Source organism: Streptomyces humidus, from assembly GCF_014649655.1.
Lineage (GTDB): Bacteria > Actinomycetota > Actinomycetes > Streptomycetales > Streptomycetaceae > Streptomyces > Streptomyces humidus.
The window spans coordinates 32738-47284 of record NZ_BMTL01000040.1 but is presented as its reverse complement, the minus strand read 5'-3'; the positions used below and the strand labels follow the sequence as shown (position 1 = coordinate 47284).

The following is a 14547-nucleotide window of genomic DNA, read 5'->3' as shown; positions in this document are numbered from 1 at the left end:
GGGTGGTCAGACGCGCTCGACGATCGTGGCGATGCCCATGCCGCCGCCGACGCACAGCGTGGCGAGGCCGTAGCGCTTGTCCTGGCGCTCCAGTTCGTCGACGAGCGTGCCGAGGATCATCGCGCCGGTGGCGCCGAGGGGGTGGCCCAGCGCGATCGCGCCGCCGTTGACGTTGACCTTGTCCAGGGACAGGCCCATGTCCCTGACGAAGCGCAGGACGACCGCCGCGAACGCCTCGTTGATCTCGACCAGGTCGATGTCGTCGATGGTCAGACCGGCCTTGGCGAGGGCCTTGCGGGTGGCGGGCGCGGGGCCGGTGAGCATGATCGTCGGCTCGGAGCCGGAGACGGCCGCGGAGACGATCCGCGCGCGGGGGGTGAGTCCGTGGCGCTCGCCGACCTCCTTGCTGCCGATCGCGACCAGGGAGGCGCCGTCGACGATGCCGGAGGAGTTGCCCGCGTGGTGCACGTGGTCGATCTTCTCCACCCAGTGGTACTTCTGCAGGGCGACCGCGTCGAAGCCGCCCAGCTCGCCGATGTCGGCGAAGGAGGGCTTCAGCCTGCCGAGCGAGTCGGCGGTGGTGCCGGGGCGCGGATGCTCGTCGTGGTCGAGGACGACCAGGCCGGCGCGGTCCTTCACCGGGACGACCGAGCGGTCGAAGCGCCCTTCCTTCCAGGCCGTCGCCGCCCGCTCCTGGGACAGGGCCGCGTACTCGTCGACGTCACGCCGGGAGAAGCCCTCGATGGTCGCGATGAGGTCGGCGCCGATGCCCTGCGGCACGAAGTTCACGGCCAGGTTGGTCATGGGGTCGTTGAACCAGGCTCCGCCGTCCGAGGCCATCGGCACCCGGGACATCGACTCCACGCCGCCCGCGAGGACGAGGTCCTCCCAGCCCGAACGGACCTTCATGGCGGCCAGGTTGACCGCTTCCAGACCCGAGGCGCAGAAGCGGTTCTCCTGCACGCCCGCCACGGTGTCCGGCAGCCCGGCCGCGAGGGCGGCGATGCGCGCGATGTCGGAGCCCTGGTCGCCGACGGGGCCGACCACGCCGAGCACGATGTCGTCGACGGCGGCCGGGTCGAGGCCGGGGAAGCGGTCGCGGAGCTCGTGGATGAGGCCGACGACGAGGTCGATGGGCTTCGTGCCGTGCAGGGCGCCGTCCGCCTTGCCGCGTCCGCGCGGGGTGCGGATCGCGTCGTACACGTACGCTTCGGTGCTCACTGGTCAAGCCTTTCGGGAGGGTGGGCCGAGCCGGGCGGGTCAGTCGCCCCGGGACGGAGGGTTCGGGGCGGGCTGCGCGGGGTCCGTCACGAGGGCGGGTATGTCCCAGTCACGGGCCACCTCGCGGGTGTGGGCGCCGGGCAGGGCCGGCCCGGTGCGGACGGCCGTGGGTGTCGCGGAGAACCGGGGCGCGGGGGCCGGCTGGGTGATGCCGCCGTGGTCGGTGAAGGTGCCGCGGGCCTCGAGGTGCGGATGGTGCGGGGCCTCACGCAGCGACAGCACGGGCGCCACGCAGGCGTCGGTGCCTTCGAAGACGGCGGTCCACTCGGCGCGGGTGCGGGCCTTGAAGCGGGCGGCGACGGCCTCGCGCAGCTCTCCCCAGCGCGTCCAGTCCCTGCGGGCTTCACGGAACTCCTCGAGGCCCAACAGGTCCACGAACGCGTCGTAGAACTGCGGCTCCAGCGCGCCGACCGCCATGTGGCCGCCGTCGGCGGTCTCGTACGTCCCGTAGTACGGGCAGCCGCCGTCGAGGAGGTTGGCGGCGCGCCGGTCCTGCCAGCCGCCGGCCGCCAGCATGCCGTGGATCATCGCGGAGAGGTGGGCGACGCCGTCGACGATGGCCGCGTCGACGACCTGGCCGACGCCGCTCTCGCGCGCGTGGTGCAGGGCCGCGAGGACGCCGACCACGAGGTACAGGGAGCCGCCCGCGTAGTCGCCGAGCAGGTTGGCGGGGGCGGGCGGCGGCTGGCCGGGGGCGCCGATCATGCCGAGGGCGCCGGTGAGGGCGATGTAGGCGACGTCGTGGCCCGCGCGGTGGGCGAGCGGGCCCTGCTGGCCCCAGCCGGTCATCCGGCCGTAGACCAACCGGGGGTTGCGGGCGTGGCAGTCCTCGGGGCCGACGCCCAGGCGTTCGGCCACTCCCGGCCGGTTGCCCTCGATGAGGACGTCGGCGCGGGAGGCGAGATCCAGGACGCGCGCGGGGCCGTCCGGCGCCTTCAGGTCGACGATCACCGAGCGCTTGTTGCGGTTGGTCACGTCATGGGAGGGGTCGATGCCGAGGGAGGCTCCGCCGGGGCGGTCCACGCGGACGACGTCGGCGCCGAGGTCGGCCAGAAGCATGCCGGCGAAGGGCCCGGGGCCGATGCCGGCCAGCTCCACCACCCGCACCCCTGCCAGCGGGCCCTGCCCGGCCGCGTGTCCCGTCGTCATCCAGCCCCCTTGCTGTGACACAACCGATGTAACACCAGTGATGCTATGAACGCGGTGGAGCAGGCACAAGAGCCGAACGAGCAAGCGCTTGGACACTTCGGGACACCTGCCGTCGGCCTCCGCTCTTCTCACGCTAGCCTCAGCCACCGACAGCGGCGCGGGCTGTAAGGCAAAGGGGTGTCATGAGCAGGCTGAAAAGGTCGGACCGTCCGTACGACATCGTGCTCTTCGGAGCCACCGGCTTCGTCGGGACGCTCACCGCGGAGTACCTCGCCGCGCACGCGCCCGCCGAGGTCCGCTGGGCGATCGCCGGCCGCGACGGGACGAGACTGCGACAGCTGCGCGAACGGCTCGGCGTGGACGTCGGGGTGCTGCGGGCCGACGTCTCGGACCCGGCGTCGCTGCGCGCCCTCGCGGAGCACGCGCGCGTGGTGGCCACGACGGTGGGCCCCTACGTGCGGTACGGCGAGGAGCTCGTGGCCGCCTGCGCGGACACCGGCGCCGACTACCTCGACCTCACGGGCGAGCCGGAATTCGTGGACCTGACGTACGTGCGGCACGACGTACGCGCGCGGGAGACGGGGTCCCGGCTGATCCACGCGTGCGGCTTCGACTCGGTCCCGCACGACCTGGGCGCGTACTTCACGGTCCGGCAGCTCCCCGAGGGCGTGCCGTTGACCGTGGACGGCTTCGTGTCCGCCGACGCCTCCATGTCGGGCGGCACCCTCGCCTCCGCGCTCGGCCAGTTCGCGCGCGGCCGGCAGATGCTGGCCGCGGCGCGGGAGCGCGGGAGGCACGAACCGCGGCTGCCGGGCCGTCGCGCCGTCGCAACCTTGGGCGCGCCCCGGTTCGCCCCGGAGGTCGGCGCCTGGGCCCTGCCGCTGCCGACCGTCGACTCGCTGATCGTGCTGCGGTCGGCGCGGGCCCTGCGGCGCTACGGACCCGACTTCCGCTACCGGCACTACGCGGCGGTGCGGCGGCTGCCCGTCGCCGTGGGCGGCGTCGCGGCGGTCGGCGCGCTGGTCGCGGCGGCCCAGCTGCCGCCGGCCCGGCGCTGGCTGTCGGACCGTCTCAAGCCGGGCGAGGGGCCGAGCGCGCAGACACGGGCGCGCAGCTGGTTCTCCGTCCGCTTCGTCGGCGAGGGCGGCGGCCGCCGGGTCTGCACCGAGGTCTCGGGCGGCGACCCCGGCTACGACGAGACGGCGAAGATGTTCGCGGAGGCCGCGCTGGCCCTCGTCTGCGACGCCCTCCCGCCGACGGCGGGGCAGGTCACCACGGCGGTGGCGATGGGGGACGCGCTGACCGCGCGGCTGATCCGGGCGGGCGTCCGGTTCCGCGTCGCGGCGCGCCGCTGAGACGTCCCGTGCTCCCCTCGCGCCCGTTCCGCGCCGGCCTCGGACCGGTCGCCGCACGAGGGCTCAGGAGCACGGTGCGTGGTGATGCGGCGGCCTGCCCGGAGCACGGGCGTGCGGACATCCGCGCGCGTACTTCGGACGCCGTGCGCGGACGCCGTGCTCAGGCGGCGTGCACAGCGGGTGTGCGCGGCGGGCGTCCTGCGACGGCGTCCGCGGCGGGCGTCCTGCGACGGTGTCCGCGGCGGGCGTCCTGCGACGGTGTCCGCGGCGGGGGTCCTGCGACGGCGCCCCGCGCCGCGCACGGCGTGCTCGCGGAGGTCACCGGACCGCTCCCGTCGTCCCGTCCTTGCCCCGCATTGGGGACTTCTCCCGCCGCCTGCTCGGCGACTTCGCCGGAAAGTGCCAACAAGCACTTCGATGAAACGATTGAAGCAGCTGATCGCAGCGATCGGACGAGAAGAGGAGCAGCATGAAGTTCGTTCTCGAAGTCACCGTCGACGAGGGCGCGCTGGCCCGGGACCCGGTGGGCGAGCTGGGGCGCATCCTGCGGTACTGGGGCGGCAACCTGAAGCACTACGCCCTGGAGGCCGGGGACGGCTCGGTGATCTACGACTCCGCCGACGCGGAGGTCGGCCGTTGGCGGATCGTCGCCTCCTGAAGCGCCCGGCGGCACAGTGAGTCCGCCCGGCGGGTGGTCTCCGGAAGGCGGAATCGCGGGGTGAGGGCGAGGGTGTGGGCGCAGGCGCCGTCCAGGCCGACCCGGTGGCCCACGGACACGAAGACCGGCTTCACGCCCGCCCGGGTGCGCAGCGCACGCCCCACCTCGTCGCCGCCGGCCAGCAGCGGGGACGAGGATCCGCGCGGCGCGTCCGGGTCGTCGTAGGTGAAGGCGAAGGGGTTCTTGGCGACGCCGAAGGTGGGCAGTCCGGTGAGGACCCCGAGGTGGGCGGCGAGGCCGAAGCGGCGCGGGTGGGCGAGGCCGTAGCCGTCGCAGACGACCAGGCCGGGCGGGCAGGGCAGGGCCTCCAGCGCGGCGAGCACGGTGGGGATCTCGCGGAACGCGAGCAGTCCGGGGATGTACGGGAAGGAGATCCGCCCGACGGCGGTCGCCTCGGCGACGACGTCGAGGCTCGCCGCGTCCAGCACCACGGCGGCCGCCGCGACGATGTCGCGTGCGTCGTCGTAGGCGACGTCGACCCCCGTCACGTGTCCCGTCCCGGGCTGCGGGCCCGGCTCGTCGAGCACCACTTCGGCCCGCAGCTCGTCCTGGACGGCGCGGGCCTCCTCCTCGGTCGCGGGCCAGCCCGCGGGAACGTTCACGGTCGTCATGGTGGTGACGAGCGTACGACTCCCGCGGACGGGCTCGCGATCGTGTTTCCGGGGTGCCCGGGGCCCTGTCTCCCCGGGCGGTGGTGTCAGCTCCTGCCGTCGAGGGCGCGCTGCAGCTGACTCTTGTTCATGTCCGAGCGGCCCTTGACCCCTCGTCGCCGGGCCTCCTCGTACAGCTGGTCGTACGTGGGGCCCTGGGAACCCTTGCCCGACCGCTGTCCGCCGCGCCTGCCGGACGACATGTCCTGCGTGGAGGTACGACTGGCGGTCTTCGACTCGCCGGCCCGGGCGCGCTCCTTGTTGACCGTCCGGGCGGCGATCTCCTTGGCGCGGCCGGCGCTCTCGCCCCGGTCCTGCGCGCTCTCCTTGATGTGCTCGTACTGGCGCTCCCGCTTGGGGCTGGAACCGCGTGGCATGGACGCTCACTCCTTTCGCGTTCGCCCCCTCCGGGTACCCGGAAACCGGCGCCTCTCCGAGTGCGCGCCTCTTGGAGCACGCAGCTCTCCGGGCGCTCACCTCTCCAGGCGGGCCACCCGTCCCTTTTCGCCCGCGGCCCAGCAGCCGAGGTCGGCGGCGCAGTCGACGGTGTCGTACGAGCCGGTGTCGACCGTGCGCCAGGTGCGGCCCGCGTCGGTGGTCAGGTCGGTGCCGGTGGGGCCGACGGCGAGCGCGGCGGAACGGCTGTGCGGGATCCAGGCGACGCCGGAGCGGTAGGCAGGCGGGGGCGAGGCGGCGGGCCGCCACGCGCGGCCGCCGTCCCCGGTCGCGGCGGCGGCCTGCGGGGACGGCTGGTCGGGACGGTAGTCGCCGCCGACGGCGAGGCCGTGTACACGGTCGCGGAAGGCGACGGCGAAGACCCCGCGCGCGGGGTCGCCGGCCGGGACGGGCGCGTCGGCGGCCTTCCAGGTCAGTCCGCGGTCGGAGGAGTGCAGCACCCGCGCGCGTGCGGCGCCGCCGGTCGCCAGCCAGACGTCCTTCGGTCCGGAGGCGGCAAGACACTGACCGCTCGCGGCGAAACCGGCCTCGCCGTCCTGGGCGGCCGGCATCCCGCGGTCGGGCAGCACCGTCCAGGAACGACCGCCGTCGCTCGTCGACAGGACGCGGAACCGCCCGTCCACCGGGTCGCTCACGGCGAGACCGTGGCGGCGGTCGAAGAAGGTCATGCAGTCGTAGAACGCGCGGGCGTCGGCGTTGCGGAAGGACTCCGTCCAGGTCGTCCCGCCGTCCTCGGTGCGGTAGACGCGCGACGCCTCGCCCTCCCCGATGGCCAGCACCACCGCGTGGCGCGCGTCGAACGCCTCGACGTCGCGGAACTGCAGGTCGGCGGCGCCGGGCGGCGAGACGTCGCGCCAGGTCGCGCCGCCGTCGACGGTGCGCAGGACCGTGCCCCGGGTGCCGGCCACCCACGCGGTGGCGCGGTCGACCGCCGCGAGCCCGCGAAAGCGCACGGCCGCGTCGCCGGTTTCCTTGAGGGCCCAGTGCGGCGGCGAGGGGGCCCCGGTGTGCGCCTGGGCCGGCAGCGCGGTCAGGACGGCGAGCGCCGCCCCGCAGGCCGCGGCCGCCGCCCGGCCGCCCGTTCGTGTCGTCCGCATCGTGCGTCGCGTCTTCCCCAAGCGCCTCATGGCGGGGGAAGCTAGCCCACGGCTTTCACCGGCGTCCAGATGCCGCGATCGCCTCAGCCGCCTCCCAGGGCACGAGAAGAGTGGTGAGTCACTCGCGTGCATGAAAGGCGGTGACCGAGGTCACTAGAAATGCGTGTGCACGGATAGGCCGGTTCAGGCGTCTCTTCCAGTGTCCGGACGCACCGCCCGGAAGTCCGTCCCGCCGTCACGAGGGAGCAAGGCGTTGTCCACCGTCATCGAGCAGCCCGTCGAGGCCCGCCTGGTCGCCGCCGCGCCACGCATGCAGAGCATCCCCGCCACCTTGCACTACGACCGCCAGGATCCCTTCGCCGTCCGGATGACGTTCCCCGCTCCGGCCACCCTGGAGGGCGTCGAGGTCTGCTGGACCTTCGCCCGTGAACTCCTCTCGGCCGGCCTGCACGACGCCGAGGGCCACGGCGACGTCCGGGTACGCCCCTACGGGTACGACCGCACGGTGCTGGAGTTCCACGCGCCCGAGGGCACCGCCGTCGTGCACGTGCACTCCGCCGACATCCGCCGCTTCCTGGAGGCCGCGGGCGAGCTGGTGCCCACCGGCACCGAGTACCGGCAGCTCGACCTCGACCACGACCTGGCGGAACTGATGCGCGACGCCTGCTGATCCGTTTTTAATCCTTTGACGGCTCTCTCGAGCCCTCCTACGGTGTGAACGGTTCTGTTGCCGTCGATCGGAGAAGGACGTTGCTCCTCTGAGGTCCTGAGACACCGCGCCACACGTCTGGAGTGTGCGCGCCGCGTGCGACCTCGGCCTGCGAGCCGTCCCTGCGGAGCGGGATCCTCCTGCTGTCCTCCGCGTTCCCCCGCCCCGGCGGTGGTCGCCGCTTCCCGGTGTCTCGACACGCGTTGCCCTGACCGCACACGCACCCGACGAGGCCCGCTTTGACTCATTCCGTCACCTGTACCTCCCTCGCCTTCTCCTGGCCGGACGGCACCCCCGTCTTCAAGGGACTCGACATCGCCTTCGGCCCCGGACGCACCGGACTGGTCGGCGTCAACGGCTCCGGCAAGTCGACCCTGCTGAAGCTGATCGCCGCAGAGCTCGCCCCCGCCGACGGCACGGTGCGCGTCGCCGGCGAGGTCGGCCATCTCCCGCAGAACGTCACCCTGGACACCTCCCTGAGGGTGGACGCCGTCCTCGGCATCGCCGCGCAGCGCGCCGCCCTGCACGCCATCGAGGCCGGTGACGTGTCCGAGGAGCGTTTCGCGACCGTCGGCGACGACTGGGACGTCGAGGAGCGCGCCCTGGCCGCCCTCGGCGAACTCGGACTCGGTCACGTCGACCTCGACCGCACCGTCGGCGAGGTGTCGGGCGGCGAGTCCGTCCTGCTGCGGCTGGCCGCCCTGCTGCTGCGCCGGCCGGACGTCCTGCTGCTGGACGAGCCGACCAACAACCTCGACCTGTACGCGAGACGGCGGCTGTACGCGGCCGTCTCGGCCTGGCCCGGCGTCCTGGTCGTGGTCAGCCACGACCGGGAGCTGCTCGACCTCGTCGACCAGATCGCCGACCTGCGCTCCGGGAAGGTCACCTGGTACGGCGGCGGTTTCTCGGCGTACGAGGAGGCGCTGGCCACCGAGCAGGACGCCGCCGAGCGCATGGTGCGCGTGGCGGAGGCCGACCTGCGCAAGCAGAAGCGCGAACTGTCCGACGCCCGGGTCAGGCTGGCCCGCCGCAGGCGGTACGGGCAGAAGATGTACGAGCAGAAACGCGAGCCGAAGATCGTCATGGGGGCACGCATGCGCGCGGCGCAGGAGTCCGCGGGCAAGCTCCGCATCATGCACGAGGAAAGACTCGCCGAGGCCAGGGAACGGCTCGACGAAGCGGCCGAGGCCGTACGGGACGACGACGAGATCCGCGTCGACCTCCCCCACACGGCGGTGCCGCCGGGGCGCGAGGTCCTCACCCTGATGGACCTGCGGCTCGCGTACGGCGCGCGCGTGGCCGGTGGTTTCGACCTGCGCGGCCCCGAGCGGGTCGCCCTGGTCGGGCGCAACGGCGCGGGCAAGACGACACTGCTGCGCACGATCGCCGGTGAGCTGGCGCCGGAGGCGGGCGAGGCGAACGCGCGCGTGCCGCTGCGTTTCCTGCCCCAGCGTCTCGACATCCTCGACGACGAGCTCACCGTCGCCGAGAACGTGGCCCGCCTCGCGCCGGGAGCCACCGGCAACCGGGTGCGGGCCCGGCTGGCCCGCTTCCTGTTCCGGGGCGCCCGCGCCGACCGGAAGGCGGCGACGCTGTCCGGCGGGGAACGCTTCCGGGCGACCCTGGCGGCCCTGATGCTGGCCGAGCCCGCGCCGCAGCTGCTGCTGCTGGACGAGCCCACCAACAACCTCGACATGGCGAGCGTGCGTCAGCTCACCACGGCTCTGGAGTCCTACGAGGGGGCGTTGATCGTGGCCAGTCACGATCTGCCGTTCCTGGAGTCCATCGGCATCACCCGGTGGCTGCTGCTGGACGGGGAACTGCGGGAGACGACGGCCGAGGAGGTGTCGGGCCCGGTGTAGGCCTTTGCGCTCCGCGCGGGTCTCAGGAGGGCCACATTGTTACTGCGGGGTTTTGTCCTGGTGGTCCCGCGCTGCATGATGGCTGACCGGCGCCGCGTCCGAGGCGCCGGTCGCGCCACCCGATTCGGAGACCTGGACGTGCCCAGCAAGAAGGCCCTCATCCGCCGCCCCAGCCCACGCCTCGCCGAAGGCCTGGTCACGCATGTCGAGCGGGAGAAGGTCGACGTGGAGCTCGCCCTGCGGCAGTGGGAGGCCTACGCCGAGGCGCTGCGCACGCACGGCTGGGAGACCGTCGAGGTCGACCCCGCCGACGACTGCCCGGACTCCGTGTTCGTCGAGGACACGGTGGTGATGTACAAGAACGTCGCCCTGATCGCGCGCTCCGGGGCCGAGTCCCGGCGGGACGAGACCCTCGGGGTGGAGGAGGCCGTGGCGCGCCTGGGCTGCTCGGTGAACTGGATCTGGGAGCCGGGCACGCTGGACGGCGGCGACGTCCTCAAGGTGGGCGACACGATCCACGTCGGCCGGGGCGGGCGGACCAACGCGGTCGGCGTCCAGCAGGTGCGGGCCGCCTTCGAACCGCTGGGGGCGCGGGTCGTGGCCGTGCCGGTGAGCAAGGTGCTGCATCTGAAGTCGGCGGTCACGGCGCTGCCGGACGGAACGGTGATCGGCCACATCCCCCACCTGGACCGCCCGTCGCTGTTCCCCAGGTTCCTCTCGGTGCCCGAGGAGTCCGGCTCGCACGTGGTGCTCCTCGGCGGCCCGCGGCTGCTCATGGCGGCGAGCGCGCCGAAGACGGCCGAGTTGCTCGCCGATCTCGGTCACGAGCCCGTCGTGGTCGACATCGGCGAGTTCGAGAAGCTCGAGGGATGTGTGACGTGCCTCTCGGTCCGGTTGCGTGATCTGTACGTCTGACCCCGGGATCGCATCACCCGTTCAACCTTGGGACCTGCGGTTCCCGGAGCTGTTCGGGTGGGGCCGAGCAGGAGTCGAATCGCCCGGCGTACTGCTGCTGATCAGCGATGTTTACAGCGCCCTTAACTTACGGTTTCGTAACCTACGGTGACGTAGCCTACGATCCCGTAAGTTCCGGCCCCGCTCGCCGGAGTGTTCCGCTCCGCTTCACGTCCCCTGGAGTTCTCGTGACGATCGCCTCCCCTCACCTCGGCAGCCCCGCCGTCTGGACCGACGCCAAGCTGCTGTACGCGCTGGAGGAAGTGGTCGAGACCGAACTCAACCGGCATCTGAAGGTCACCAAGGACTGGATGCCCCACGAGTACGTGCCCTGGAGCGACGGCCGCAACTTCCCCGGCCTCTTCGAGGACGGCGAGGCCTGGGAGAAGGGGCAGTCCAAGGTCACCGAGATCGGCCGGATCGCGCTGGTCGTGAACCTGCTCACCGAGGACAACCTGCCCAGCTACCACCACGAGATCGCCTCGCTCTTCGGCCGGGACGGCGCCTGGGGCACCTGGGTGCACCGCTGGACGGCCGAGGAGGGCCGGCACGGCATCGTGATGCGCGACTACCTGCTCGCCTCGCGCGCGGTGGACCCGGACAAGCTCGAGCAGTTCCGCATGTCCCACATGAGCGAGGGCTTCGAGTCCGACAACCGGCACTCGATGCTCCACTCGGTCGCCTATGTCGCCTTCCAGGAGCTGGCGACCCGCGTCTCGCACCGCAACACCGGCCACCAGTCCGGCGACCCGGTCTGCGACCGCATGCTGGCACGCATCGCGACCGACGAGAACCTGCACATGGTCTTCTACCGCAACCTCCTGAAGGCCGCGTTCGAGCTCGCCCCGGACATGACCATGCAGGCCGTGCGCGACGTGCTGGTCAACTTCCGCATGCCCGGTCACGGCATGCCCGGCTTCGAGCGGTTCGCCGCGCAGATGGCCATCGGCGAGGTCTACAACCTGCGCATCCACCACGACGACGTCATCCAGCCGGTGCTGCGGTTCCTCAAGGTCATGGAGATCGACGGCCTCGGTCCGGAGGGCCTGAAGGCGCAGGAGGAGATCGGCCTGTACATGGGCGGGCTGGACGCCGAGGCGCTGAAGTTCGACGAGAAGCTGGCCGCCCGCAAGGCCCGCATGGCGGCACGCGCCGCGGGCTGACCGGCTCCGCCACGCTCGCTCCGACGGCTCGCACAGGGGAAACGCCTCCCCCGTGCGGGCCGTTCGCGTCGTCAGGGGCGTGGCGCCGGTCGGCCCCGGGCAGGCGACCGGCGCCACGCGCCGGGTGGGAGCGAAGCCCACGCGCCGGGAACGGTGTCGATCCGCCGGGCGGGCGCGTGCCTTCGCGCGCCCTGTCCGCACGCCCGGCCCGAAATCCTCGACCGCGCCCCCGCGACGCGGTCGCCCGGATCCCGGGATCTCCGTGGGCCCCGCCCGGTCCGACCCACCGACCCGGCTCACAGGTCCGCCCCACCGGTCCGGCCGGGGTGACCTGCCCGTTCAGTGCGCCGTGCGCCTGATCTCCAGACGCTCCTTCTCGGAGAGGCCGCCCCAGACGCCGAAGCGTTCGTCGTGGGCCAGGGCGTAGTCGAGGCAGGCGGGGCGCATCTCGCACATGCCGCAGATGCGCTTGGCCTCCCGCACCGAACTGCCGGGCTCGGGGAAGAAGAACTCCGCCCCGGTCTGTGCGCACAGCGCTTCCCGCTGCCAGGTGAGGTCGGGGGTGGGAATCGTGTCGGTGTACATGGCGAAGATCGTGCCCGGCGGCGCAAAACGTTCGATCAACGCCGGATATACGCACGCCGCTGCCGGGCCCGGACCCGGTCCGTCCGAATGCCCGATGCCCCAAGACCCCGATTCCCGATGCCCTGATGCCGGGAAGACCCGCCGCCTCGATGATGGCCCGGGCGACCGCCGCGACGCACGGCGGCGCGCGCGGGCCTACGACGACCGCCCGCGGCTGCGCCTGCGCCGACAGTCCGTCCGGCCCTCCCCGCCCTTGGGCCGTCCGCGTCCATACGGCCGCCGGTGTCCGTGGGACCTTCCGGCTCCTTGGGACCGCCGGTGTCCGTGGGACCGTCCGACTCCGTGGCCCCGCTCCGGCAGCGGTTGTCAGTGGTCGGTGCCAGACTCGGCAGTGCACTGGACGGGACCCCTGCGAGGAGGGCGATGATGCTCACCACCCGTTTCGTCGACGGCGCCCCGAACTGGATCGACGTCGGCACGCCCGACATCGACGGCGCCACCGCCTTCTACGGCGCTCTGTTCGGCTGGAGCTTCCGGTCGGCGGGGCCCGAGGCCGGCGGCTACGGCTACTTCCAGCTGGACGGGAAGACCGTGGCGGGCGGCATGCAGACCACACCGGAACAGGGCCCGCCGTCGTGGACGGTGTACTTCGCGACGGCGGACGCCCGGGCGACGGCGGAGGCCGCCGAGCAGGCGCACGGCAGAGTGACCCTCGCGCCGATGGACGTGATGGGCGAAGGCACCATGGCGATCCTCGCCGACCAGGCGGGAGTGCCGTTCGGCCTCTGGCAGCCGGGCCGGACCAAGGGCGTGGACGTGGCGAACGAGCCCGGCTCGCTGTGCTGGGTCGAGCTCTACACGCCGGACATCGCCGCGGCTGCCGCCTTCTACCACGCGACGCTGGGCCTGGAGACCTACGCGGTTCCCTTCCCCGGTGGCACGTACACCTGCGTCAACCCGGCCGGCGCCGACGAGGACGCGATGTTCGGCGGCATCGTCCCGCTGTCCGACGACCCCACCGAGGCCGGGTCGCAGGCGTACTGGCTGCCCTATTTCGAGGCCGCCGACGTGGACGCGGCGGTCGCCAGGGCCGAGGAGCTGGGCGCCGGTGTGCGGATGCCCGCCACGAACCTCGAAGGAGTCGGCCGCGTCGCCCGGCTCGCCGACCCCTACGGCGCCCGTTTCGCCGTGATCAAGAGCGCGCCCCGGGAGCAGTGAGCCTGCCCCGGCCGGCCGGGGCAGGTCCCTGAGGCCGCACGGATCTACGCCGACGCCCGGCGCACCAGCGTGGTGGGCAGCACGACCCCGCCGCCCTGTTCCTCGCCGGCCCCGCGCCGGTCGAGACGGCGCAGCAGAAGACGGGCCATGATCCGGCCCATCTCCTCGATGTCCTGGCGGACCGTCGTCAGCGGCGGATCGGTCTGCTCGGCGACGGGCAGCATGTCGTCGAACCCCACCACCGCGACGTCCTCGGGCACGCGCCGCCCGTGTTCGCGCAGCACGCGCAGCACGCCCGAGGCGGTGAGGTCGTTGGCGGCGAACACCGCGTCGACGTCGGGGCAGCGGTCCAGCAGTTCGCGCATGGCGCGCTCGCCGCCGCCGGGGGTGAAGTCGCTCTCGACGACGAGATGCGGCCCGGTGTCGCCCACCACCTGCCGGTATCCGTCGAGCCGGTCCGCCGCCGAGGTCTGGTCGAGGGGGCCGCTGATGTGGGCGATACGGGTGCGGCCGAGACCGGTCAGGAGGCGCACGGCCTCGCGGGCGCCGCCGCGGTTGTCGCTGTCGACGTAGACGACGTCCCGGGTGCCGTCGCTCCAGCCGGGACGCCCCCCGAACACGGTCGGCACGCCCGCGCCCTGGATCAGGCCGGGCAGCGGGTCGTCGAGGTGCAGCGAGAAGACCAGCGCCCCGTCGACATGGCCGCCGGCGAGGTAGCGGGCGACGCGGGCGTGGTCGTCGCGGCCCTCGGTGAGCAGCAGCACCAACTGGTTGTCCTGAGCCGTCAGTTCCTTGCTGATGCCGCGCAGCTGGAGAGCGAAGAAGGGATCGGCGAAGACCCGGGTCTCCGGTTCGGCGATGATGACGGCGACCGCGTCGTGCCGTCGGGTGACAAGGCTGCGCGCGGCCTGGTTGGGCACGTATCCGAGTTCGTCCACGGCCTGCCGCACTCGCGCGACGAGCGGTTCGCGCACACCGTCCCCGCCGTTGACGACCCGCGACACGGTCGCCCGGGAGACCCCGGCCCGGGCTGCCACGGCCTCCAGCGTGGGACGCGGCGCTGTCTCGGTCACTTCGGGACTCCTCCTGGGCCGGCTGCGGATCAGGATAGCCCCGCGAGGCGGTCACGGTGAGAGCGCTCTCGCCGTCGGCCCGACAGCCGCCGGCTCCGTGCTCGTGCGAGTCGCACGACGACCGGGACGAGCGACGTCCGGGGAACGGACAACGTCCCGCCCGGGAACGGGCCGCGTCCGGGGAACGGGCCGCGTCCGGGGAACGGGCCGCGTCCGGGGAACGGGCCGCGTCCGGGGAACGGGCCGCGTCCGGGGAACGGGCCGCGTCCGGGGAACG

14 protein-coding genes are annotated in these 14547 nt (G+C 73.1%); 7 read left to right on the top strand and 7 right to left on the bottom strand.

Features of this window, described 5'->3' with window-relative positions; genetic code table 11:
- Positions 1 to 6: 6 nt before the first annotated feature.
- Positions 7 to 1221, bottom strand: a complete 1215-nt coding sequence (locus IE239_RS34895) for an acetyl-CoA C-acetyltransferase (protein ID WP_190153487.1) — start codon at positions 1219 to 1221, stop codon at positions 7 to 9.
- A 39-nt stretch (positions 1222 to 1260) separates the two neighbouring features.
- Positions 1261 to 2430, bottom strand: a complete 1170-nt coding sequence (locus IE239_RS34890; RefSeq protein WP_190153486.1) for a CaiB/BaiF CoA transferase family protein — start codon at positions 2428 to 2430, stop codon at positions 1261 to 1263.
- A 182-nt stretch (positions 2431 to 2612) separates the two neighbouring features.
- Here IE239_RS34890 and IE239_RS34885 point away from each other — a divergent pair, with 182 nt between their 5' ends.
- Entirely contained in the window at positions 2613 to 3785 is a 1173-nt protein-coding gene (locus tag IE239_RS34885) for a saccharopine dehydrogenase family protein (RefSeq protein ID WP_190153485.1), read from the top strand.
- Positions 3786 to 4254: 469 nt separating this feature from the next.
- Complete coding sequence (locus IE239_RS34880; protein WP_190153484.1) at positions 4255 to 4443, top strand: hypothetical protein; 189 nt, start codon at positions 4255 to 4257, stop codon at positions 4441 to 4443.
- Here the strand turns inward: IE239_RS34880 and IE239_RS34875 are convergent.
- From IE239_RS34875 to IE239_RS34865, 3 genes are all read right to left on the bottom strand, one after another.
- Positions 4392 to 5114: an endonuclease V gene (locus IE239_RS34875; RefSeq protein WP_190153483.1), complete on the bottom strand. Its 723-nt coding sequence runs from the start codon at positions 5112 to 5114 to the stop codon at positions 4392 to 4394. The two genes, IE239_RS34880 and IE239_RS34875, sit on opposite strands and share 52 nt — an antisense overlap.
- An 86-nt stretch (positions 5115 to 5200) precedes the next feature.
- Positions 5201 to 5530 carry a plasmid stabilization protein gene (locus tag IE239_RS34870; protein WP_190153482.1) on the bottom strand — a complete coding sequence of 110 codons (330 nt, stop codon included), beginning with the start codon at positions 5528 to 5530 and terminating at the stop codon, positions 5201 to 5203.
- Positions 5531 to 5626: 96 nt separating this feature from the next.
- Positions 5627 to 6706: a WD40/YVTN/BNR-like repeat-containing protein gene (locus IE239_RS34865; protein ID WP_190153481.1), complete on the bottom strand. Its 1080-nt coding sequence runs from the start codon at positions 6704 to 6706 to the stop codon at positions 5627 to 5629.
- A gap of 253 nt (positions 6707 to 6959) precedes the next feature.
- Here IE239_RS34865 and ssgD point away from each other — a divergent pair, with 253 nt between their 5' ends.
- From ssgD to IE239_RS34845, 4 genes are all read left to right on the top strand, one after another.
- Positions 6960 to 7376: a spore wall synthesis regulator SsgD gene (gene ssgD, locus IE239_RS34860; RefSeq protein WP_190153480.1), complete on the top strand. Its 417-nt coding sequence runs from the start codon at positions 6960 to 6962 to the stop codon at positions 7374 to 7376.
- 278 nt (positions 7377 to 7654) lie between these two features.
- Entirely contained in the window at positions 7655 to 9277 is a 1623-nt protein-coding gene (locus IE239_RS34855; protein WP_190153479.1) for an ABC-F family ATP-binding cassette domain-containing protein, read from the top strand.
- 138 nt (positions 9278 to 9415) lie between these two features.
- A complete protein-coding gene (gene ddaH, locus IE239_RS34850; RefSeq protein ID WP_190153478.1) occupies positions 9416 to 10192 on the top strand; it encodes a dimethylargininase in 777 nt (258 codons plus the stop codon).
- 227 nt (positions 10193 to 10419) lie between these two features.
- Complete coding sequence (locus tag IE239_RS34845; protein WP_190153477.1) at positions 10420 to 11394, top strand: acyl-ACP desaturase; 975 nt, start codon at positions 10420 to 10422, stop codon at positions 11392 to 11394.
- Between the two features lie 339 nt (positions 11395 to 11733).
- On the opposite strand, the gene IE239_RS34840 is transcribed toward IE239_RS34845, so the two are convergent.
- A complete protein-coding gene (locus IE239_RS34840) occupies positions 11734 to 11979 on the bottom strand; it encodes a WhiB family transcriptional regulator (RefSeq protein WP_190153476.1) in 246 nt (81 codons plus the stop codon).
- 426 nt (positions 11980 to 12405) lie between these two features.
- Between IE239_RS34840 and IE239_RS34835 the strand changes: the two genes are divergently transcribed.
- Positions 12406 to 13197: a VOC family protein gene (locus IE239_RS34835; RefSeq protein WP_190153518.1), complete on the top strand. Its 792-nt coding sequence runs from the start codon at positions 12406 to 12408 to the stop codon at positions 13195 to 13197.
- Between the two features lie 44 nt (positions 13198 to 13241).
- Here IE239_RS34835 and IE239_RS34830 read toward each other — a convergent pair whose 3' ends face one another.
- Positions 13242 to 14270 carry a LacI family DNA-binding transcriptional regulator gene (locus tag IE239_RS34830; protein ID WP_190153475.1) on the bottom strand — a complete coding sequence of 343 codons (1029 nt, stop codon included), beginning with the start codon at positions 14268 to 14270 and terminating at the stop codon, positions 13242 to 13244.
- Positions 14271 to 14547 lie beyond the last annotated feature (277 nt).